The 24,184-nt window shown below is 30.9% G+C and carries 18 protein-coding genes and 2 tRNA genes; 6 read left to right on the top strand and 14 right to left on the bottom strand.

All coding sequences use genetic code 11. The features are described from left to right. Positions 1 to 2: 2 nt before the first annotated feature. From CKCE_RS03545 to CKCE_RS03535, 3 genes are all read right to left on the bottom strand, one after another. The gene (locus CKCE_RS03545) at positions 3 to 1,367 is read right to left on the bottom strand and encodes a peptidylprolyl isomerase (protein WP_015389054.1); all 1,365 of its coding nucleotides are present in this window, start codon (positions 1,365 to 1,367) and stop codon (positions 3 to 5) included. Continuing rightward, complete coding sequence (locus CKCE_RS03540) at positions 1,367 to 3,769, bottom strand: LPS-assembly protein LptD (RefSeq protein WP_015238946.1); 2,403 nt, start codon at positions 3,767 to 3,769, stop codon at positions 1,367 to 1,369. The genes CKCE_RS03545 and CKCE_RS03540 overlap by 1 nt, the downstream gene beginning before the upstream one ends. A gap of 121 nt (positions 3,770 to 3,890) precedes the next feature. Next, positions 3,891 to 3,966: transfer RNA gene (locus tag CKCE_RS03535), tRNA-Lys, on the bottom strand. Between the two features lie 198 nt (positions 3,967 to 4,164). Here CKCE_RS03535 and CKCE_RS03530 point away from each other — a divergent pair. The 3 genes from CKCE_RS03530 (at position 4,165) to coaD (ending at position 6,744) form a co-directional block, all read left to right on the top strand. After that, positions 4,165 to 4,452: a co-chaperone GroES gene (locus tag CKCE_RS03530; protein WP_015389053.1), complete on the top strand. Its 288-nt coding sequence runs from the start codon at positions 4,165 to 4,167 to the stop codon at positions 4,450 to 4,452. Positions 4,453 to 4,503: 51 nt separating this feature from the next. After that, positions 4,504 to 6,162: a chaperonin GroEL gene (groL, locus tag CKCE_RS03525; protein WP_015238944.1), complete on the top strand. Its 1,659-nt coding sequence runs from the start codon at positions 4,504 to 4,506 to the stop codon at positions 6,160 to 6,162. A 102-nt stretch (positions 6,163 to 6,264) separates the two neighbouring features. Continuing rightward, entirely contained in the window at positions 6,265 to 6,744 is a 480-nt protein-coding gene (coaD, locus tag CKCE_RS03520) for a pantetheine-phosphate adenylyltransferase (protein ID WP_015238943.1), read from the top strand. Here coaD and ychF read toward each other — a convergent pair. The 6 genes from ychF to CKCE_RS03490 all read right to left on the bottom strand — a co-directional run bounded on the left by ychF (position 6,741) and on the right by CKCE_RS03490 (position 11,016). Continuing rightward, a complete protein-coding gene (gene ychF, locus CKCE_RS03515) occupies positions 6,741 to 7,832 on the bottom strand; it encodes a redox-regulated ATPase YchF (RefSeq protein WP_015238942.1) in 1,092 nt (363 codons plus the stop codon). The two genes, coaD and ychF, sit on opposite strands and share 4 nt — an antisense overlap. 22 nt (positions 7,833 to 7,854) lie before the next feature. Further along, positions 7,855 to 8,598: a CAAX amino protease gene (locus tag CKCE_RS03510; RefSeq protein ID WP_015238941.1), complete on the bottom strand. Its 744-nt coding sequence runs from the start codon at positions 8,596 to 8,598 to the stop codon at positions 7,855 to 7,857. A gap of 18 nt (positions 8,599 to 8,616) precedes the next feature. Next, positions 8,617 to 9,201, bottom strand: coding sequence for an aminoacyl-tRNA hydrolase (pth, locus tag CKCE_RS03505; protein WP_015238940.1), 585 nt, complete (start codon positions 9,199 to 9,201; stop codon positions 8,617 to 8,619). A gap of 42 nt (positions 9,202 to 9,243) precedes the next feature. Then, positions 9,244 to 9,852, bottom strand: a complete 609-nt coding sequence (locus CKCE_RS03500; RefSeq protein WP_015389052.1) for a 50S ribosomal protein L25/general stress protein Ctc — start codon at positions 9,850 to 9,852, stop codon at positions 9,244 to 9,246. A gap of 80 nt (positions 9,853 to 9,932) precedes the next feature. Beyond that, positions 9,933 to 10,880, bottom strand: coding sequence for a ribose-phosphate pyrophosphokinase (locus CKCE_RS03495; protein WP_015238938.1), 948 nt, complete (start codon positions 10,878 to 10,880; stop codon positions 9,933 to 9,935). Positions 10,881 to 10,939: 59 nt separating this feature from the next. Further along, positions 10,940 to 11,016, bottom strand: a tRNA-Gln gene (locus CKCE_RS03490). Positions 11,017 to 11,911: 895 nt separating this feature from the next. Here CKCE_RS03490 and mutM point away from each other — a divergent pair. Next, positions 11,912 to 12,739, top strand: coding sequence for a bifunctional DNA-formamidopyrimidine glycosylase/DNA-(apurinic or apyrimidinic site) lyase (mutM, locus tag CKCE_RS03485; RefSeq protein ID WP_015238937.1), 828 nt, complete (start codon positions 11,912 to 11,914; stop codon positions 12,737 to 12,739). A gap of 4 nt (positions 12,740 to 12,743) precedes the next feature. Here mutM and CKCE_RS03480 read toward each other — a convergent pair whose 3' ends face one another. Next, positions 12,744 to 14,174, bottom strand: a complete 1,431-nt coding sequence (locus CKCE_RS03480; RefSeq protein ID WP_015238936.1) for an FAD-binding oxidoreductase — start codon at positions 14,172 to 14,174, stop codon at positions 12,744 to 12,746. A 398-nt stretch (positions 14,175 to 14,572) separates the two neighbouring features. On the opposite strand from CKCE_RS03480, the gene CKCE_RS03475 reads away from it, so the two are divergent. Continuing rightward, the gene (locus CKCE_RS03475) at positions 14,573 to 15,367 is read left to right on the top strand and encodes a thymidylate synthase (protein WP_015238935.1); all 795 of its coding nucleotides are present in this window, start codon (positions 14,573 to 14,575) and stop codon (positions 15,365 to 15,367) included. 25 nt (positions 15,368 to 15,392) lie between these two features. Further along, a complete protein-coding gene (locus CKCE_RS03470; protein ID WP_015238934.1) occupies positions 15,393 to 15,917 on the top strand; it encodes a dihydrofolate reductase in 525 nt (174 codons plus the stop codon). Here the strand turns inward: CKCE_RS03470 and CKCE_RS03465 are convergent. From CKCE_RS03465 to CKCE_RS03450, 4 genes are all read right to left on the bottom strand, one after another. Then, positions 15,896 to 18,142, bottom strand: coding sequence for an arginine/lysine/ornithine decarboxylase (locus CKCE_RS03465; protein WP_041572063.1), 2,247 nt, complete (start codon positions 18,140 to 18,142; stop codon positions 15,896 to 15,898). The two genes, CKCE_RS03470 and CKCE_RS03465, sit on opposite strands and share 22 nt — an antisense overlap. 63 nt (positions 18,143 to 18,205) lie before the next feature. Beyond that, positions 18,206 to 18,769 carry a dCTP deaminase gene (gene dcd / locus CKCE_RS03460; RefSeq protein WP_015238932.1) on the bottom strand — a complete coding sequence of 188 codons (564 nt, stop codon included), beginning with the start codon at positions 18,767 to 18,769 and terminating at the stop codon, positions 18,206 to 18,208. 100 nt (positions 18,770 to 18,869) lie between these two features. Next, positions 18,870 to 22,322 carry a translocation/assembly module TamB domain-containing protein gene (locus CKCE_RS03455; RefSeq protein ID WP_225968703.1) on the bottom strand — a complete coding sequence of 1,151 codons (3,453 nt, stop codon included), beginning with the start codon at positions 22,320 to 22,322 and terminating at the stop codon, positions 18,870 to 18,872. Beyond that, positions 22,319 to 24,169, bottom strand: coding sequence for an autotransporter assembly complex protein TamA (locus tag CKCE_RS03450; protein ID WP_015238930.1), 1,851 nt, complete (start codon positions 24,167 to 24,169; stop codon positions 22,319 to 22,321). The genes CKCE_RS03455 and CKCE_RS03450 overlap by 4 nt, the downstream gene beginning before the upstream one ends. Positions 24,170 to 24,184 lie beyond the last annotated feature (15 nt).

Here is a 24,184-nt window from a genome sequence, read left to right as displayed (position 1 = left end):
AATTATAAACATTTGATATCTATCTGTGACTTTGATTTTATAAATTCCAACCAGTTTGAGAACACAGGATCAACTTGCAAATCAAATAAACATTGATAAGCATAATTACGTTTCTTGTTTTCAGTAAAATCAAATATCCTTTTGTCACATAATTTTAGCAAATAATAACCTTCAGATGAAGTAATTACCTCTGTAAGTTTCTTATCTCCTAAATTTTTGATAGCATCTCTAAATTCTGGAACTAAACTATTGGTACTGATCCAACCAATATCACCACCTTGAGGAGCAGTAATATCTTGTGAATAATGTTGTGCTGCATCTTTAAAACTAATACTTTCTGACACAATTGCCTGACGTATATGAGACAAATAAATAACAGCATCCGAAGCAGATGTAGCAAAAGATTTCTTTACTAGTATTTGTTTTAAATATACTTGTTCTTCCAAGTTATTACTAGAAGCAGCTTTTTCTATATTAGAAAAATCTATACTAATTATTTTTAGTATATGGAATCCTTTTTTACTACGAAAAACTTCACTAATCTGACCTTCAGATAAAAAATTAATATTTTCAATGAACAAATCAGGCCAAAAATCTAATGTTTTTTTTCCCAAAAAACCGCCAATAGAAGATTCAGGTCCATCTGAGAATTCTTTAGCAATATCAGAAAAATTATCACCAATAAGTAATTTATTTCGCAATGATTCAGCTTTATGATAAAAACCCTGAATATCTTCAGATGAAGCATTCTCTGGAACTTTGATCAAAATCTGTGCTAAAGAAAGTACTTGATTGTTTTTACTGTTACTAATTTCTAAATATTTTTTATCAACAAATTTTGATTTTTTTAAGAAAATATCTATATCACTATTAGCAATAATTCTTTTTTCATCCATAATATGTTGGCATAAATAGTTTTTATATATATCGCAACGTAACATTTCTAAATATGAGTCCCAACTTATATTATCTCTCTCCACCTGCAAACGCATCTGATCTAAATTAATATTATTATGTATAAGTATATTATCTATAACACTATTAAGTTCACTATTATTTACAAAAATACCTTTTTTATTAGACTCTTGAATTATCAATGCTTTTTCAATGATCCTATTTATAGCATTTTCTCTAATATTTCTCTGACCTTTCTGAACTCCTTTTTTTTCTAACTCTATGCACAGATTATTCTCTTCGTTTAATAGATCTCTCAAAGTAAACACTTGATCATTAACAACAAGTGCGATCTTATCGCAAGAAAAAGATTTACAATCACTACTTTTTTCTATTGCCGAAGCAAAATAACTTACTAAAGTAAGAAATGTTATAAAAAAATATAAAATGACCAATTTTTTTATTTTATGCATTATTTATATATCTCAAAAATATCGCCAAGCTTATTTTTATAACTCGTAGTATGATAACCAGGTATATTTTTCCTCAATAATTTTATAGGATCTAAACCTAAAGAACCTAAACCTGTAAATTCTATTTGCAAAAATAAAGCCGTATTATATTTAGTATTATTTTTAGAATGAACAACTACTCTACCTACCCAGCAGTTATCTTTCTTATACTCGATGCCTAGTATTGATTGTATCATCTCAGAAGAAACTTTATGAAAATTAGTCTTATTATTTTTTTCAAAACATAATAAATAATCAAACCTGCAAACACTATAAAAAGATTCATTTATAGGCCATTGAAAAGCTAAACTAATATTGTTCTGTCTCTTATTAAGGCATGCTCTATGATCTAGTTTGTTTAAGCTATAATTATAAGATAGATATACATTTTTAAGAATACTAGGAAAATAGTTCGTTATAACAGACAAATCACCTAGCCTATTATTAACATAATCATATTTGATTTGTCCTTCCAATCGTAGATTATCTGCTAATAAGAGCCTCATAGAGGATAAAATTTTCTTCTCATAATTATTATTAAGATTTTCACTAGGAATAAAAATATTTCTTGGTTTTAAAAAAAATATTCTAGCTACGGAAAAAGAAATCCTCTCTAAACTATTGTTGGATTCTAATAGTTTTGTTGTAATAGAAAATGTTACATTATTCGCATTAGGTATCCGATCCCAGCCTCCGGAATATATATTTTCTTTAAACAGTCTGGAAAAATTAAAATTTAATAAAAACGTATCGTAACAAGGTATGTCAGACTGATTTTTATATGGCACATATAAATAGAAAAATTTAGGCTCTATTATTTGTTTGTTTTCCTGCCCAAATAAAAAAATATTCCTATAATAACTGGCTCCTCCATCTAAGGAAAGAATCGGAAGACTTCTAGATATTATTCTCTGCTTTACATCTAGAGCATTATTAACCCAATACCTAGAAATGTGTATTCCTATTTTGGGTTTAATATAATATTCATTTTTATTTATATTACAAGAAATAGAAGGATATATTTGTAACCTTGTAGCACAATCTGCCTCTAAAGAACTCAATCTATTAGTACCCACTCTTCTAATATTTGTAATATTAGAATAAATTTTAATATTACTTTTTTTATAACCGTCTAAATTTCCACAAAAGGCAATTTCTGGCAATTTATCAAATAAATCTGCGTTAGATAATTCTTTTAAAAGTTGATTTTTTAAAAACCTAATCTTTCCTTGAAAATTATTAGCATCTAAACTCAACTGACAAGTTTGCAATAAACTTTTTGCAGAAAATTTATTCGACCATATGTAGTCAAAATCATTAAAATAATCTGCATCTGAGACTCTTGAGAGATTAATATTAAAATTAACAGCATTAGAGATAACAATATGACTTTTCCAATTATAAAACCATCTATGTTTATGAACCAAATTATCATAATGTATATAATTACCAGTAAAACAACCTGATATATCCTTATACAAATATCTTACTTCACTCTCAAGCATTAGACCTCTTTTTGACATAATTCTTGGAGCTATTGTCATATCACATCTATTACTAAGACTAAAGTAATATGGCAAACTAATATCTAATCCATCAACAGATGTAATTCCATATGTAGGAAATAAAAAACCAGATTTTGATTCCTTATTTAAAGGAAAACTCAAATAAGGAAAAAATAAAATTGGGACATTATAAAAATACAAAAAACTATTTCTAGAAATAGCCTCATTTTTTTGGAGATTCAAATAAATATAATCAGACTTTGTATACCAAGTTCTTTTGTTACATAAACAACTACTATATATAGGATTACTTAATTTAATTCTTGAAGAAGTAAGAAACTCAACCTTACTAGATTCGATATAGCTTTTATTAGGTTCCAACCATAATTTTACATCTTCTAATCTACCAATATATTTTTTCAGATCAAAAAAAAGATTGCGACCAACAAAAAGGTTTCCTTTATTTAAAATACTTGAAAATCCATATATGCATAAATTGTGATCTAGCCTATTGATAGTAATTAGATCTCCCATAAAAATATTATTATTACTACTTATCTTGGCATTAGATTTTAGATTTAAATAAGTATCATCGACAACTACATTATCAGCTTCTATTAAAACAGACTGTGTGTGTATTGTTGGATGATTCAGATATAATTGATTATGCTTACATACACTGAATCTATAGAAATTAATTGCTACCGTCTCATCAAGAGATAAAGATATAACGCGGCCACTATAGAAAGAAAATAATATATATATTAGAAAAACCAAAAAATTGTGCACAGTCTTTATCGCTAACAATACTGTAGAGTCTACAACTAGAAAGTTACTTTCATGTTTACAAAAACCCATGTATACATACAGTTATGCACAATCAATATATTATATATCAGTCAAAATTTTTAAATAAATTAACTATATGTAACATATCTTTTGCAATAAGATCCAACTTGTTACTGTAAGTTATAATGAATGGTGGGCTGTGAGTGACTCGAACACTCGACCTACGGATTAAGAGTCCGCTGCTCTACCAACTGAGCTAACAACCCATAAATTTCCATTATAGCATAACATTTAGATATATATAGTTGTAAAATTTTGTTATAAATTATATATTTTTTATTATTAATTATTTTTCTATCCACCTCTTGAACAGAGAAATTTAGACCATATATATCTTTAACGATGGCTGGTATAATTTGTTTTTGCAAACCAGTTTTTATAGTAATTTAAAACAGGAGTTTCTTATGGCTTTGCGTCCTCTGCACGATCGTGTAATCGTCAAACGCTTGGACAATGAAAGAAAAACTGCTTCTGGTATTGTTATTCCAGAAAGCGCAGCAGAAAAACCTGATCAAGGTGAAGTACTTTCTGTAGGTCCAGGGAAAAAAACTGAAGATGGTAAAATTTTACCAATAGATTTAAAAGTTGGAGATAAAATCTTGTTCGGTAAATATGCCGGTCAAGCAGTTAAAGTAGACGGTGAAGAACTACTAGTAATACGTGAAGATGAAGTATTAGCAGTAATTAATTAATTTAGTAGTTAACTTTAACATTAGATAAACTTATATTCAAGGAAGCTTAAAATGACAGCCAAACAAGTTTTATTTGGTGATGATGCTCGGGTACGAATTGTACGCGGTGTCAATACTCTTGCTAATGCTGTAAAAACAACTTTAGGTCCTAAGGGAAGAAATGTTGTAATTGAACGCTCATTTGGAGCACCTACTGTCACCAAAGATGGTGTGTCGGTTGCTAAAGAAATAGAACTAAAAGACAAGATAGAAAATATAGGAGCTCAACTTGTAAAAGATGTTGCTTCAAAAACCTCTGATAGTGCTGGAGATGGAACAACTACTGCTACAGTTCTTGCTCAATCCATAGTACAAGAAGGTCTAAAATATGTTGCTTCTGGATTTAACCCTATTGATCTAAAAAGAGGAATAGATAAAGCAGTAGCTGCAGCAGTAGAGGAATTAAAAAAACAATCAAAACCTATTACTACAAATAAAGAAATTGCACAAGTAGGATCCATATCTGCCAATAGTGATAGTTCTATAGGCGATATAATAGCAAAAGCTATGGATAAAGTAGGTAAAGAAGGTGTAATAACAGTAGAAGATGGTAAATCATTAGAAAATGAGCTGGACGTTGTAGAAGGGATGCAATTCGATAGGGGCTATTTATCTCCTTATTTTATTAACAATCCAGAAAAACAAGTATCCGCTTTAGATGAACCATATATTCTCATATATGACAAAAAAATTAGCAATATTAGAGATTTACTACCATTGCTAGAACAAGTAGCAAAATCCAGCAAGCCCTTACTAATTCTAGCAGAAGATGTTGAAGGAGAAGCTTTAGCTACTTTAGTAGTGAACAATATTAGAGGAATACTAAAAACAACTGCTGTTAAAGCTCCTGGTTTTGGTGATCGCAGAAAAGCTATGCTGGAAGACATTGCAATTCTTACAGGTGGCGTAGTTATATCTGAAGAAACTGGAATGACTCTAGAAAAAGCTACGCTTAATGATCTTGGCCAAGCTAAAAGAGTTGAGATAGGAAAAGAAAACACTACCATTATAGATGGAGCAGGCGACACTAAATCTATCGAAGCTCGAGTCAAACAAATTAGAGTTCAAATAGAAGAGTCAACATCGGATTATGATAGAGAAAAACTTCAAGAACGTGTAGCAAAATTGGCTGGTGGAGTGGCTGTAATACGTGTTGGAGCTGCAACAGAAGTTGAAATGAAAGAGAAGAAAGCTCGCGTAGAAGATGCCTTGCATGCTACTCGCGCTGCAGTTGAAGAAGGTGTTGTTGCCGGAGGTGGAGTTGCATTACTTCGTGCTAAACAAGCTATTTCTAAACTTAAAGGAGATACTCCAGACCAAAATGCTGGCATACAGTTGATCCTAAGAGCAGTAGAAGAACCTTTACGTACTATCGTCTCCAATGCAGGAGAAGAAGCAAGTATTGTAGTAAATAACGTTCTAAATGGTAAAGGTAGTTATGGATATAATGCAGCTACTGGTGAGTATACCGATCTAGTTGCACAAGGAGTTCTTGATCCTACTAAAGTTACTAGAACTGCCTTACAAAATGCTGCCTCTGTAGCAAGCTTGTTATTGACAGCAGAAGCTGCAATAGCAGAATTACCAGAAGACAAACCTTCAGCACCATCTATGCCTGGTGGTATGGGTGGTATGGGTGGTATGGGCGGTATGGGTGGTATGGATTTCTAAAAATCCTTACTTAACTTTTTTAAATTTGCTTTAAAGAAAAAGCATAACTTGCACAATTTCATAGCAAGTTATGCTTTTCTGTATATTGTGGATACAACTCATATGATAACTGCTGTATATCCTGGAACTTTTGACCCAATAACTATTGGTCATGAAGATCTAATTAAAAGAGCTTCATGTCTATTTGATCAAGTTTTTATAGCAATAGCATGTAATAAAAAGAAACAACCTCTTTTCACTATTAAAGAACGTATTGAAATGGCTGAAAAAATATTAGCTAAATACAAGAATGTAAGTATATATAGTTTTGATGGATTACTTAAGGATTTTGTAGAGAAACACAAAGCAAAGATAATAATAAGGGGCATCAGAACATATTCAGATTTTGAATATGAATGCAAAATGGCAAATATTAATAAACAATTAATAAACAATGTAGAAACAGTCTTTTTAACATCTTCAGATCAATTTAAATTCATTTCTAGCACTGCGGTTAAGGAAATAGCTTACCTTGGTGGAGACATCAGTAAGTTTGTATTTCCAACCGTTGAAAAATATTTTCAAAAAAAATCAGTACATTAAACATTAAATAAAAAATTAATTATATCTCCATCTTGAACAATATAATCCTTGCCTTCTGATCTCATTTTACCAGCTTCCTTTGCTTTCAATTCTCCTCTAAAAGCTACAAAATCCTCATACGAAATTGTTTGAGCTCTAATAAAACCTTTTTCAAAATCAGTATGTATTACCCCAGCAGCCTGAGGTGCTGTAGCTCCTATTGGAATAGTCCAGGCATGCACCTCTTTTACCCCAACCGTAAAATATGTTTGCAATCCCAATAGCAAAAACGCTGAACGTACTAATCTATCTAAACCCGCTTCTTCTACACCTAAATCCTGCAAGAAAATTTTTTTATCTTCCAATGATAGATCACCTATTTCTTGCTCCAAAGAAGCACAAATAGACACTACTGGAATATTATTATCGGCTGCATAATTAATAACTGCTGTCAATAAACTATTTTTTTCAAGAAAACCTTTTTCATCAACATTGGCAACATACATAATAGGCTTATATGTCAAAAAATCAAATCTCTTAATTATTTCTTGTTCTTCTTCCGATAATTGCAAAGTTCTTAGAGATTTTCCATTATTAAGATGAGACAAACATAATTTAAGCACATTTACTATGGCAATATTGCTTTTATCATTGACAGATAGTTTATTATATTTACTTAATGATTTATCTACAGTGCTTAAATCAGATAGAATTAACTCAGTCTCTATAACCTCTATATCATGAATAGGGTCTACCTTTCCTTCATAGTGAATTATATCAGGATTTTCAAAGCATCGAACGACATTGATTATAGCATCAGTCTCACGTATATGAGATAGAAACTTATTACCTAATCCTTCACCGCTACTAGCACCTGCTACTAATCCAGCTATATCAACAAATTCCGCTGTTGCAGATATAATCTTCTCAGGTTTTGCTATTTCTGCCAAATTATGTAAACGATTATCAGGAACTTCTACTATCCCAATATTAGGTTCTATAGTACAAAAAGGATAGTTTTCAGCAGCTATTCCAGCTTTAGTCAAAGCATTAAATAATGTTGACTTACCAACATTCGGCAATCCAACTATACCACAACGTAACGCCATAATTAATTCCAATTAATATAATTCAAACACAAGTTCTATTAGAAAAAATCCATATTAATAAAATTGCTCCACCATTAAACAATGAGTGTACAATTATCGATGAAAATATCCCCCTGCTGACCCTTATCCAACCTAAAACTAGACCAGATACTAACTGCGGTAACAATAACAATGGAATAAAAAATAAATTTAATTTACTATCATCAAATGAAAAATTGAAAACATGTATAAACGCAAATAGAACACTAAATATATAAAAAATTATTTGATAATATAAAATATAGTAATTCCAATCAAAGATAATTGAGAAGGAATTTTTCACACGAAAATACACGCAAACTAAGATCAACAAAAATAGCAAAAACAAATTATAATAACTAGGACCCGTTAATAATAATAAGATAAAAAAAGGCAATGTTACAACAAACTGCACAGGATTACATAGAAGAGGATATCTAAATAACATTTCTTCTATTAATGGAGCCCACAATATTCCAATATACATTGGAATATTTATAAATTCTGTTTTGTGATGAGCGCCTATAATTTTAGAAAAATTATAGGATATTGGACCTAATAAAAAAATATTTATAATCCATAATACAATAGTCCAAAAAAACAATATTTCAAATTTAATGAGAAAGAAATTATATATGTTTATAGCAAAATTATAATCTCTAAGAGTATTTACATAATTCTTTGGTTTTTTTAAAAAAGCAAAAAATGACACAACTTCATTAAAAAATAAACTATTTTTATTAAACATTTGCCAGATTTATAAACATCAAGTATTTTTTAACTTATTACGCACGGTTTCAAAATTACCATCCAATATATCAAATATACAATTCAGGCAACAATCCATAGCTACATTTATTTGCCTCTGTTCAGAAGAATTTGGACTATCAAGCACAAAATCTGAAACCAACTGTTTACTACTTAAGGATCTAGGATGGCCGATTCCAATACGAATACGCCAAAAATCACTGCCTATAACCTTCTGTATTGATCTCAAACCATTATGGCCAGCACTTCCTCCATTAAATTTCACTCGAATATCACCAGGAGGAAGGTCTAACTCATCATGAAGAACTAATATACTTTCTGGATTAATTTTATAAAAGTTAACTAATCTATAAAGAGCATCACCAGAATTATTCATGTATGTAGAAGGCTTAAAAAATATAATATTATTACTATTACGATAAACCTTAGAAATCAAGCCATCAAAATATTTATCATAAACAAAATTTGTTTTTAGAGCTTCTGAAAAAATATCTAGCAACCAGAAACCAGCATTATGACGAGTAGTTAGGTACTCCGAGCCAGGATTACCTAAACCTACAATTAAACGCAAAGCTGCCTTCATTTAAAAAAAAATAACCCGATCGAAATAAATTCATCAATAAGGCTACTCACTCTTATCCTCTTCAACTTTTTGATCTTCATCATCCACGCCCTCATTAACAAAAGCAGTTGCTAACAAAGGATCTGGGTCACTGCCATTATATGAAACACCGGCAGGCAAAATAATATCAGAAAAATGAATAGAATTTCCTAATTCAATATTAGACAAATCAATTTCTATGAATGGAGGTAACACTGCAGGCAAACAAGAAATTTCTAGTTCAGTAATAACATGATTAATTATAGCTCCTCCCAATTTAACGGCAGGAGATGTTTCTGCATTTAGAAAATGCAACGGAACCTTGGTGTTAATATTCTGATTTGCACTTACACGTTGAAAATCAACATGTAAAACCTGTTGTTTATAAGGATGCCATTGCACAGAGCGCAAGATCACTTGTTCAACTTTCTTGCTATCAAGAATATTCATACTTAAAACGGAAGAATGGAACTCTTCTTTACGCAATGCATGATATATATAATTATGGTCGAGTTCTATGTTTAATGGCGATGAGTTTTTACCATAAACTATTGCAGGAATACGTCCTTTATGGCGCAGGTGGCGGCTCGCACTCGTACCATGAACGCTACGTAATGTGGCATCAAATTTCACAAAAAAACTCCGAATAAATATTTATAAAAAATTTAAAAGATTCTACCTATCGCGACCAACATGTAAAATCATAAAATTTACTACGAAAATAAAGAACCAACAGATTCTGCATTACAAATTCTCAATATAGTCTTACCTAAAAGAGAAGCACATGACAATTGTCTGATTTTACTAAAATCTTTTGCATCTTTAGATAAAGGTATCGTATCAGTAACTACCAATTCATCCAAAACAGAGGATTCTATCAATGATGTAGCCTTTCCAGACAAAACTGGATGCGTACAATAGGCATAAACAGACTTCGCTCCATGATCTTTTAGCGCAAAAGCAGCTTTACATAAAGTTCCTGCAGTATCTACCATATCATCCACAAGAATACAATTCCTATTACTGACCTCACCAATGATGTTCATAACTTCAGAAACATTAGGACTAGGGCGACGTTTATCAATAATAGCAAGATCAGCATTTAAATGCTTTGCTAAATCCCTTGCTCTAACAACACCACCAATATCTGGAGAAACAACAACTATATCAGTTAAATCCTTTTTTCTTATATCTTCTATTAAGATAGGAGCAGCATAAATATTATCAACAGGAATATCAAAAAAACCTTGAATTTGCTCAGAATGTAAGTCCATAGTCAATACACGGTTTACTCCAACACTCTGCAACATGTTAGCAACAACCTTAGCACTTATAGCTACCCTAGCAAATCTAGAAATCCTATCTTGCCTAGCATAACCAAAATAAGGAATTGCTGCTGTAATGCGCCCAGCCGAAGCTCTATGCAATGCATCAGCAATAACCATAATTTCCATCAAATTATCATTAGTTGGAGCACATGTAGGTTGCAGAACAAATATATCCTGACCTCTAACATTTTCCTCTACTTCAACCATAACCTCTCCATCTGAAAAACGACCTATTGTCATATTTCCCAAAGAAGAGCCTAAGTAGTTAACAACATCCATAGCCAATTTATTATTAGCTGTGCCTGTAAAAACCATAAAATTATGTTTTGTCATAACAAAGTTCGTAGAAATAGTTTTTGAAAAATGGCGCCTACTAGATACCAATCACTTATTGGCTGAGGAGGAAGGATTCGAACCTTCGAATGCCGGAATCAAAATCCGGTGCCTTAACCAACTTGGCGACTCCCCATTAATTTAAATAGCAACCAATTCTTATAGTGGATGAATATCAAGACTAGAATAATATTGAACAAAACATAACCTTCGAATTCTTGAAGACTCCACTTTCGATATTCATTATAGTATTTATTTTCCTTTATGCCAAAAGAACATTATCGCAGTCATTATACTTTACAAATATATGGCTAGGAACAAAAGTCCAAATAAAACCACACTTTTGACAAAATCAACTATTTCTCTGACTGCAGGAAAACTATCAGGAATGATATGCTAGAAATCATTCTTGCTAAAAAAGAACCCAAAGCCTTATAATCTTTTTTTAATTGTAACCCGATTTAAATTTTTTTTCAAAGAAAATTGACTAAATCTTATTATATTGATGTAAATATTTGACTGAGCTAACAAAATATATTAGAAACAAGTTATATCAATCAAAAATTAGCACTGCTTTTTATTATCGTAGCAAATAGCTCTAAAAATAAAAATATATGTAATTCTCAAAAATTTTATATATTAAAAACTTTGATAAACATGATTTTCTCTTGTATTAGATCCCATGAATATAATTTTTCATATTCTTATCGCAAAAATGTATAATAGATTATAGAAATCACATTTTCTCTTCGTATATAAAAACCATAGTTTATATCTAGTATACAAATGCTATATATTATAAATTATAGCATAATGTAGATTATCTAATATTGACATTGTAATTGCCTTAAAAGTCTCATAGTAGATATCTCATTTGAACACAAATAAGTGCTTTATAAATTTTGTTTTTATCAAAAAAATCAATAAAATAAAAATGCAACTCTAAATAACATTATTAATCAAAACAACAAATTAAGAGTGAGTAATAAATCGCAATACTTCCCTTAATTATTAAATAAATTAGACTAAAAATGCCAGAATTACCAGAAGTAGAAATAATAAAAAAAGAATTGGACAATAAGATTACAAATAAACAATTAAAAAAAATTGTTATTCGAGAAAGTCGTTTTCGCTGGCCTGTTAGAGAAGATTTAAATAAAATCTTAGAAAACAAGCTAGTTATAAGCTGCTCACGAAGAGGTAAATACTTATTAATTCATTTTGAACATGGTATACAACTAATACACCTAGGAATGTCTGGATCATTAAAATTTAGCGAAAAGAATAATGTTTTAGCAAAACATGATCATATAGAATGGTTTTTTGAAAATTTTTCTCTGAGGTTAAATGACCCTAGACGCTTTGGTGCTGTTATATGGCATCCTAAACAAAATGGCTCTATCGACGAACATCCACTAATAAAAAACCTAGGATTAGAACCGTTTTCGAAAGAATTAAATGGACAATATTTATTTAATCAATTTCAAAAACGTAGTTGTTCAATAAAACAAGCGTTACTTAGTGGAAAAATTGTAGTGGGAACAGGTAATATTTATGCATCTGAAAGTTTATTCAAAGCACAAATCAATCCTATGAAAATTGCTAAAATGCTTTCTTTTAAAGAATGCGAACTGCTTGCTAACACAATAAAAAGTATTCTTTATATTGCAATAGAGTCTGGAGGTAGTTCTTTAAAAAATTTTGCAAATACTAATGGTGTATCTGGTAAATATATAGAGCAATATGCCTGTGTGTATAATAAAGAGGGAGAGAAATGTGTTGTATGCAATGAAAATTACATTCTAAAAATCTCTCAAAATAAAAGGTCCACTTATTATTGTCCAAAATGTCAGAAATAATTATTTAGATATCTAATACTTTACCTGGATTCATCATATTATCTGGGTCAACAGATTTCTTCAGCCTACGCATTATATCCAACGCACCAGCATTCTTATACTTTTGCAACTCATTAACTTTTAATTGACCTATACCATGCTCTGCACTAATAGAACCCCCAAAATCATGTACTTTACTATGCACCAAATCATAAATTTGCCACTGTAAAGATAAAAGACTTTCTTCTGACTGATCGATAGATTTAAAAACATTATAGTGAAGATTACCATCACCAAGATGCCCAAATACAACTATTTGCACACCATTAAAATGTAATCTAAGAGACTTTTCCATATCACTAAGAAAACTAGGTATTACAGAAACAGGCAAAGATATATCATGTTTAATGCCTTTGCCAAAATCTTTTTCCGCTAATGGTATGCTTTCTCTTAAATGCCACAAAGATGCAAAATGTAAATTGTCAAATGAAATAATTGCATCATCTATATACCCAAGAACAATACACTTCTCTAAAAAAATTTTAATTCTATTTGACATAAAGTCATCAACCTCTCGAATATCACCAATAGCTGATATTTCCAATAAAACAAACCATGGATGGTCAATAAAATCAGTGTCTAATCTATATTTCTTGTCATTTAAAAAATTCAATGACAAGTTTAAACAAAATTGACTAATTAATTCAAAGGCAGTTAAAGATGCATCAAAAACACAACGAGTTTCCATTAGAAATTCAATAGCATTTTCTATAGAAGATAAAGAAACTAAAATAGCCCATTTTTTATCACAAATTGGAAATAATTTTAATGCTGCTGCAGTAATAATACCGAGAGTGCCTTCACTACCAATATACAGATCCCTTAAACTATATCCTGTATTATCTTTTCTGAGTGCCCTTAGCAAATCAATAACATATCCATCAGGACTAACAACCTCTATACCAAGAGTCAGTTCTCTTATATTCCCATATCTGAGAACTTGCGTACCGCCAGCATTTGTTGCCAAATTACCACCAATAGTACAGGTTCCCTCCGAAGCCAAACTTAATGGAAAATATCTATTCTTCTCTAAAGAAATATCCTGTAATTTCTGTAAAGTGCACCCAGCTTCTACAACTATGGAGTTGTTCGATAGGTCTATCTCTCTAATTTGATTAAGTCTAGTACTAGATAATATTATAGAATCTTTCGAATTATTATTAGGTATGCTCCCACCACACAATCCAGTGTTTCCTCCTTGAGGTACGATTGCAATATTATACTGTTTACATAATCGCACAATATTGATAATACTCTGTACACTACTAGGACGAACTATAGCTATAGCATTTCCTTTATAACGACCACGCCAATCAGATAAAAAAGGCAAGGCCTTTTCTCCTGTCAATACATGATCAGAGCCTACTATTGATGATAGAGTGTTTAAAAAGCTCATTGATATACTTTTCTCTTAAATAACTAATTATATGGTAACTAATTCGTTTAACTATTCTTATAATATAAGTTTTTCTCAAACATTTCATAAATATTAGTCAGAAACATATAATCTAGGTTAAGAAACATCTATATACAAATACATGTTTAAAAAATTTATAGAATATAATTAATAACTCTAAGATCTTCTACAATACATGATTGATTATAGTATTATAATTAATATATTTATGACTTTTGGAATTTAATTCACAAAAATTAGAGCAAAAATAAATATAAGAAATTCCAATAAAATATATTATATATAAGACTTTGCATTCGAAGAATATTATATAAATTACATAATAATTCTCATAACGTAAAACACAACATCTTTCACCAAATTCGATAAAACTATATATGTATCAATATACAAAACTATTAGAACACATCTTGAATAACGGGTCTAAAAAAGAAGACAGAACTGGAACTGGAACAATATCAATTTTTGGTTATCAGATGAGATTCGATTTAACAAAAGGATTTCCTCTGGTCACAACAAAAAAAATACATATGAAAAGCATTATTATTGAATTACTTTGGTTTCTAAATGGTGATAGCAATATAACATGGCTACAAGAAAATGGAGTAAGAATTTGGAATGAATGGGCCGATGAAAATGGTAATCTGGGTCCTGTTTACGGAGTCCAATGGAGATCGTGGCCTACCAACAATGGAGAGCATATAGACCAAATAAGTAATCTTATTGATCAAATTAGAAATAACCCCAATTCAAGAAGACTTATTGTCTCTTCTTGGAATGTATCTGATATTAATAAAATGGCATTAGCCCCATGCCACATACTATTTCAAATGTATGTGGCAAATAATAAACTTTCCTGCCAAGTTTATCAAAGAAGCGCCGATGTTTTCTTAGGAGTGCCATTTAATATAGCAAGTTATGCTTTACTAACTCATATGATTGCTCAACAATGCAACCTAGAAGTATCTGAGTTAATATGGACTGGTGGTGATTGCCACATATATAATGATCATATTGAGCAAGCAAAAATACAAATATCTCGTTCGCCTTTAACAATGCCAACATTAAGGATTAATGAAAACCCAGATTCTATATTTCAGTATAAGTATGAATCTTTTGAAATCAAAGATTACAAACATCATCCTCATATAAAAGCTACAGTTGCAGTTTAATAAACAACCGAATTTACACTTATTTATGGAAATAATTATAATAGTCGCATATTCAAAAAATAGAGTTATAGGGCGCCAAAATACTATTCCATGGCATCTAATTGGTGATATGAAACATTTTAAGCAGACAACTATCAATAATCAAATAATAATGGGTAGAAAAACATGGGAATCACTAAAAATAAAACCATTGCCAAATAGAAAAAATATTATTATAACTAATAACACTAGCCTTACATTCAAGGATGGTGTAGCAGCATATTCTTTATATGATGCCATTCAAAAGTGTAGCACTAAACAAAAAGTATTTATTATAGGGGGTGAGCAATTATATAAACAATTCATGCCTTTATCCTCTACCATTATAGCCACTGAAATTCATAATGAATTTCAAGGTGATGCTTTTTTCCCAAAAATAAATAAAAAGTTATGGATAGAAGAAAAAAGAGACCATCAACTACCTGAAAATGGTCTCAAATATGATTTTGTAATATATAAAAAAATAGCAAGAGGACTATTATGGAATAATTATTTTAAACAATCTATATAGTATTGTTTAGTATTATTATCAATTGTTAAGCCATGTATATAGTTTTCAAAACCTGGAAAATTATTATTAAAAATCTGAGCAAACTCTAGGTACTTGATAATAATTTTATTAAATCTTTCACCAGGAATTAGCAATGGAATACCCGGTGGATATGGAGTTAATAAAACACCAGTAACTCGACCCTCCAATTGAGAAATTTCAACCTTTTCTACCTCACGATGAGCAATTTTTGCAAAAGCATCAGATGGCTTCATAACAGGCACCATATCACTCAAATACATTTCAGTAGTTAATCTTGCTACATCATATTTACGATAATCTTCATGTATCAAGTCACATAAATCTCTTAAACCAAGTTTTTCGTATTTTTTATTGATTTTACAAAACTCAGGCAATATTCTCCACATTGGTTGATTACGATCATAATCATCCTTAAATTGTTGCAAAGCAGTTAATAAAGTATTCCAGCGTCCTTTAGTTATCCCAATAGTAAATAAAATAAAAAAAGAGTAAAGACCAGTTTTTTCTACTACAACCCCATGTCCTGTAAGATATTTAGAGACTAGAGAAGCAGGAATCCCAGTTTCATCGAAACTACCTGACATGCTTAACCCTGGTGTAATTATTGTAACTTTAATTGGATCAAGCATATTAAAATTATCAGCTAGCTGACCAAATCCATGCCACTGATTATCAGAGTCAAGCATCCAATCATCCTGACTACCTATTCTATCAGGCATTATTTTATTTGGACCCCATATTTTAAACCACCAGTCATCTTTACCATACTCTGATTCAACTTTGCGCATCGCTCGCCTAAAATCCATAGCTTCTCTTATACTTTCCTCTACCAAGGCAGTTCCACCTGGAGGTTCCATCATAGCAGCAGCAACATCGCAAGATGCAATAATTGCGTACTGTGGAGAAGTAGAGGTATGCATCAAATACGCTTCATTAAAAGAAGCGTGATCAAATTTACTATTCTGTGACTCTTGTACAATAATTTGAGAAGCTTGTGATATTCCAGCTAATAATTTATGAGTTGAATGAGTAGCAAAAACAATTGAGTTTACATTACGTGGTCTTTCTTGTCCTATAGCATGCATATTGCGATAAAAATCATGAAAAGATGCGTGTGGTAACCATGCCTCATCAAAATGCAAGGTATCAACATAACCATCTAAGTATTCTTTTATCATTTCAACATTATATATGACACCATCATAAGTACTTTGAGTTAAAGTTAAAATTCTTGGTTTCTTATTTTCGAGATTCTTAGTAAGTGGATTCTCTTCTATTTTCTTTCTAATATTTGATGGATCAAATTCACTTAGAGCTATTGGCCCAATAATACCAAAATTATTTCTAGTAGGCTTTAAAAACACAGGGATTGCACCAGTCATAATTATTGCATGCAATATAGATTTATGACAGTTACGATCAACCAATACTATATCATTTGCCGCAACATTTGCATGCCATACTATTTTGTTTGATGTAGAAGTACCATTGGTAACAAAATAACAGTGATCTGCATTAAAAATACGAGCAGCATTAATTTCAGAATCAGATATTGGGCCAGTATGATCAAGTAGTTGACCTAGCTCATCAACTGCATTACAAACATCTGCGCGCAACATGTTTTCACCAAAAAACTGATGAAACATCTGACCGACAGGACTTTTTAGAAAAGCTACACCACCAGAATGTCCTGGACAATGCCAAGAATAAGAACCATCCTGCGCATATTTCACTAATTCTCTAAAAAATGGAGGAGCAAGACTAGCTATATAACTATTAGCTTCTCTGATTATATGACGAGCAACAAATTCTGGTGTGTCTTCAAACATATGAATAAATCCATGTAGCTCTCGCAATATATCATTAGGAATGTGTTCTGATGTCCTTGTTTCACCATATAAATAAATTGGTATATCAGAATTACGAAACCTTACTTCCCCTATAAATACTCGCAATTTCTTAATAGCAGTTGCCACATCTTCCGGAGAATCTACATCAAACTCTTCATCATCTATAGAGAGAATGAAAGCACTTGCCCTACTTTGTTGCTGAGCAAAAGAGCTTATATCATTGTAACCAGTTACTCCAATAACCTGCATACCTTGTGCTTCAATAGCATCTGCCAATGCTCTGATTCCTAAACCAGAGGCATTATCTGAACGATAATCCTCATCTATGATAAAAATTGGAAACAAGAACTTCATTTGCATATATCCTAAACAATTTAACTAATGAATCAAATCACAAAAAATTAAAACAACAAAAAATTAAGACCTAGGTAAAGTAACACCAGTTTGTTTTTGATATTTCCCACTACGATCAGCATATGATATTTCACATGTTTCAGCACTTTCTAAAAATAACATCTGGGCGCAGCCTTCACCAGCATATATCTTGGCCGGTAAAGGAGTAGTATTAGAAAACTCTAGTGTTACATGCCCTTCCCATTCAGGCTCTAAAGGAGTTACATTAACAATAATTCCACAACGAGCATAAGTGCTTTTACCCAAACATATAGTAAGTATGTTACGAGGAATTCGAAAGTACTCTATAGTCCTTGCAAGAGCAAATGAATTAGGAGGAATAATACATACGTCACCATAAAAATCTACAAAAGATTTCTCGTCAAAAGCATTAGGATCAACTATAGCATGATTAATATTTGTAAAAATTTTAAATTCCTTTGCACAACGCACGTCATATCCGTAGCTACTAGTACCATAACTAACAATACGACGCCCTTGATTTTCATTTACTAAATAAGGCTCGAATGGGCAAATCATTCCCTCCTTCCCAGCAGCACGAATCCAACGATCACTCTTAATACTCATAATTATTACAATATATTTATACGTTCGTGAATTTTTTGCTCTCAACAAGAAAAAATATTAAAAATATCTTAGTCTTGTTAAGTCGTCTGCAAAAAGAACACTAATCATCAAAAAAAGTTCGGTAAATAAAAGCAACTCCATTTACAGAACCACCTTTCATATCAAAAGACCAACGACGAGAAAGCCTATAACTAATCCTAGCAACTGTTTCACTAGCAACTAACGATTGTTCTAAACTTAAATTTATACCATTGGCAAATTGTTTGCTTAAAACAACAAACTGCGTTGAAAAATCATTGTAACTATCTTTATTAATACCACCAGCTACTATGTGGTCTGGTAAAATGCTACCAGATTTCCCGATTGAACCACTACGAATATCAAAATTACTTAAACCAAACTGCCTGTAAAAAGGTTGTCCTCCACTTAAAAAAGCAGCCCCTACTGAAAGCAAGAAACTAATATCCATAGTTTGTTCATCTGGACCTCTTCCAAGCAACAACCATGATATTTTCTCAACATCGCTAACATTAGGGTAAGATATTAAATCTATAATTGGATGTTGTAACGTGCCTGATATTTTCACACCAGGCTCTACCTGCTTACCTAACCTAACAGCTTCAACATCAATTAATGGATTATCTACACGTCCTTGGAAAGTAAGATTTCCTCTATTAAAACTTAACCTCTGTCCATAAAATTCTATTACTCCATTCTCAGAAGCTGTAACTGTACCTAGACAAGAAAAACGACCATCGTTTTTAAGAGATAATCTAAGTGAGCCTAACAAACCTGTATCAAACCCCAATCCAGTTAAATAGAATCTATCTCCTAAATCAAGTGCTAGATCAGATTTTACTTCTATATCTCTAGAGTTCTCTTTATGGGACTCGAGAATAAATGAATCTAATTTCACATCATCATCTAAAGAAGAGCAGGTTCTAAATGAATCTAAACATACTGATCCTGTATCAATTAGTAACTTTCCACCAACATATATTTTTTTATAAAATAAATCTGTGAATAATCTTCCTGAAATAACAGCATAACAATCTGAACGCTGTAAAATAGGAAATTGTCGCACATCAAATTCTACTCTACTATAATTACGAGAAAAGTCTATATTACCACTAGCTGATATATGACCTTCTGTAATATTTTTATTTATCAAAGTTAAATGATCGCGCACACGTATATCTTGAGGTATCACTCTATAATTAGCAGGAAAAAAGAGACGATTTATAATGAGTTGGCTATTTAATAAATAAGCATCTAAACTACCATCTAATAACCTGATTCCATCATCCACTCTAATTAATTTTAACTTCTCGCCATTAACAAAACCACTAGCAACTAATTCCTTATCAACAAAACCATTTATTTCTATAAGGCTTTTTGCTGCGCCACCAATTTCTACATTGTCTTTTAAAAAATAATTAAATACAGATAAATCTTTTATGTCAGCATTTAATTTTGCAAAAATTTTTTCTTTATCTAAAATTATTAATCCTCTCGAATCAATACTAAAAAACATAGAGCAAAAACCATCAATTATTCCAATTTTTGGATCTTGTATTTTTAATAACATATCTAATTTATTAGTTACATTTTTTATATGTTCTAGATTTATATCCAATAAAAACAATTGATCTAATTGTTCTTTATCATCATTTTCATAAATTCTTAAAGAAAAATCACCAGATAAATTTTTTCCATATTGAACATTCCAACTACCATACATAAATATTTTTTTGGAATTATCAGGCATATCTCTTTCAATTTTAGGCAAATTAAGATTGATGCCAAGTATTTTTGCAAGATCCACAAATATAGAACTATCAAACACTGAATTTTTAAATTGTCCATGCGTTTCCCAACCATTTTGTGTGCCTCTACAACTTTCGCTATTAAAAAGAACCTTGCCATTATCAATAGACTCAAAAATCATATTAAATTGATTTATGGACCAATACCATTCTGAATAATTTTCAATAAGCAATTTAAAGGTTAATAAATCTATAAGAGTTACCCTAAGATTATCTAACTTAACATTTAATCTTGAAATATCTAAATCCCAAGCTATATTCTTATCTTTATTACGAGTGCCTTTAAAATCTGTTTGTATCTTTAGATCTTTCCATTTATAAAAATCACTAAATCTTACCTTATCAAAAAAAGCTTTAACTTCTCCATAATAGCTGGACAAATCTCCAGAAAAGTTAATTTTCATATCAATAGAACCACTAAACTTGTACCAAATTTTCTTAATATCAGGCATTAAAACACTAATACTCAAAATATTTTCACTAATTTCAGTACAACTATTAATCTCAACGTTATTAGACCCAATACTTATTGAACCTTTGAGCCTGTTAACAAGGCATCTCTCCAAAATATCTAAAAAATTAAGATAATTAACATTATTAAAAATTTTAAACCCAATGCCAAAATAACCATTCATTGGGCTATCGCCCCACTTGCTTTCATCATCAATTATAAAATCGACACTAACATCCGTTGTTTTATTATTATTAAAATCTATTTTGACGTCAGAGTTCAGACCAATTATGACCCTAGGGATATTTTCCACAAAAAAAAGACTACTATCTAGACTAGATAAAGAAAGATTAACATTTATTTCATTTCTTATATTATTTGCCATAAAGGAAATAGAACCAGAATTCCTAAATTGATATAAATCAATGCTTACTTTCTTAATTTCAAAACCTGATCTTCTCTGTAAGACAATTGCACTATTAGCTACCATCTCACTATTCTCAGCATTTATAGCCATAATAATTTGATTAAAAGAACCAGTGGCTTTGACTTGTACTGAAGAATCAAATAAAGCAGGATTCAAAAAACCATATGCATCATCCTGCGTACTCATAAAACTATTAATTTTATTTTCAAGCCTAAGCTCTGAATTAAATACAATAGACTTTTGACTTTCAAATGCTAAATATCCAGTTAAATTGCTATCAAATCTATTAGTCTTAATTTCTAAATTATTTATAGAACATACTGATTTCTTTTGATCAATCTTAAAATTAGCAAATAGTTTTCTTAACTGCACATCACCAAGAAATTTATTACTATACTTTAGAAGAATATTTTCTATATTAATATTATCTACTTCTATAGCAAAAAAAGATTTGTTATCTGATGTAACTGTATTATTTTTATATTTATTTGCATTTCCTCTATCTTCCAATACCTCTATGCATAACGAAGAAATTGACAAGTCAGTAATCTTAAAAAGACCTCTAAATAAAGACTCTAGTTTTATGTTAATATGCAAATTTTCTATTTCTATTTCTGAGTTTAAAACAGTTAAATGCAAGTTTTTTAAATTCAAACCATTAATAACTGTACCGTTAACAATAGATACTCTACCTCCAAAATGATTAGCAACGACACCAACTAGCATTTTGCTACCACTGCTGGAAAAAACAACCCAAAAAACCATACCACATATAACAGCTACAAAAATGGAAAAGATTGGTAGCATCCAACTAAAAAAAATACGAATTCTTTGGCGAAAATCACTCAAAATACAATTCCTAACGAAAAATGTAATTTCAGATCATGATTCCTATAGCCATAAGCTAAATCCAATGATAATGGACCAGCTGGAGTACGCACTCTTAACCCAATACCATAGCCTAGGGCTAATCTCATCTGATTAACAAAATTAAAAGCATCACCCAAATCAATAAAATAACTATATCCAAATCTTTCATTAAAATAATGATTATATTCAGCACTTACAACAGACATCATACTAGCACCAACAACTGCAAATCCTCGCTGAGAACCTATGCTTTGATAAGTGTAACCCCTAATAGATCTAGCTCCACCTATGCGAAAACCAAAATCGTCTGGGATTAATATTTGATTATTAGATGGCCATATCTTACCAAATTCCGCCCTCAAAGTTGCAACACCATTATTAAAAATAGGCCACCAATATTGAGACCTGAATTTTATGCGGGCATATGGAATAATTTTATTTAAAGATAAACCTATAGCCATACTCATAGCTGAGATATTACCTTTTTTAGGATTATATTTACTATCTACATGAACACGAGAAATAGAAAAGGTATTAGTAACTGTAGGCAAAGAAAAATTACAGTCATGCTTTACGTCGATATAGTCATATGCCAGTAAAGATTGGTAACTAGTTTCATAACTTATGCTGTTTTTATCTTGATAAATACTATTATACCCATTATTTGATCTTGTAAAACCAAAAGCAGAACGAGTTACTTTTAATCCATGAGCATCGGAAGTATCCCATAAAACTCCGAAAGAGTCTCTTTTCCCATTAGCTCTTGGCAACAAATTTATATCAACAAACAACCTTTTATGTAATCTATCGACCCCCACTCCGGAAGATAAAGTTACAGGAAAATCTCTAAGCATATTTTGCTTATAAACGCTTTCAAATCTTAACCCTGCTGCTCCATCATCAATTCCAATAGAAGATACCATCTGTTTTAAAGGTGACTCAATAACTATTACATGAACTGGTAAAGTAACCTCATCTTTATTATCATAACTAGATAAATTAAGCTGACTGGAATTTATTGTTAAATTATTATCAAAATTAAACAAACCATATTTATCTTCATGGCTACCACTAAAAATATTCTTCTTAAAAAGATTATCATGCATTGAGTCAATAGTTATAAATGCACCGCTAAAAAATTTTGTTGACTGCAGGTACTGTTGCCAATCATCTAACAAATCCTGATTAAAAGGTTTGTTCTCTTTATAATTTGTATATCTACAAACTAGACTGGATGGAATTTTCACAAAACCATGGGTATGAACTTCACCAGTTAAAACAAGCGGACCGCTATCTATTACTAATGACAATTCCACTTCTGATGTTTCTGTATCTATTTTAGCTTCAGAATTAGTTATTTTAGCTAATAAAAAGTCTCTAGATGTTACAGAATCTAACAATTTTTTTTTAGCACTAGCCCAGTCATTGTTTGTAAAAACATTACTAACTGGAAGAGCCCAACTAGTACTTAACTTCTCTATACGATCTTCGTAATCACTATAACTAATGCGACCTGTAAACCTTAGATTTACTTTTGAAACTATAGCCCGTTTGCCAGAAATAATACTAATCTTCCATTTTTCATTACAACCTTTGTTATTAACATCAAAGTTTACTACCGGGCAAAAATAGCCATCAGCTGCCAAAGATGTCATAACAGAATCATAAGCTCTACGGCGCAGTCTATTAATTTCCCCTCCATCTTGATCCTCAATTAACTTAGCAATAGAACGTACAGAATTCAAAGTTGCATCTACAACTTCTCTAGGTAAATCTTCAGATTCAATTAAAATTTCAGTATGACCAAATGCATATGAAAAAGACATTATTAAAAATTGTAG

The organism is Candidatus Kinetoplastibacterium crithidii (ex Angomonas deanei ATCC 30255) (assembly GCF_000319225.1).
Taxonomy (GTDB): Bacteria; Pseudomonadota; Gammaproteobacteria; order Burkholderiales; family Burkholderiaceae_B; genus Kinetoplastidibacterium; species Kinetoplastidibacterium crithidii_B.
The sequence above is the reverse complement of the archived record's forward strand: the minus strand, read 5'-3'. Positions and strand labels throughout refer to the sequence as shown.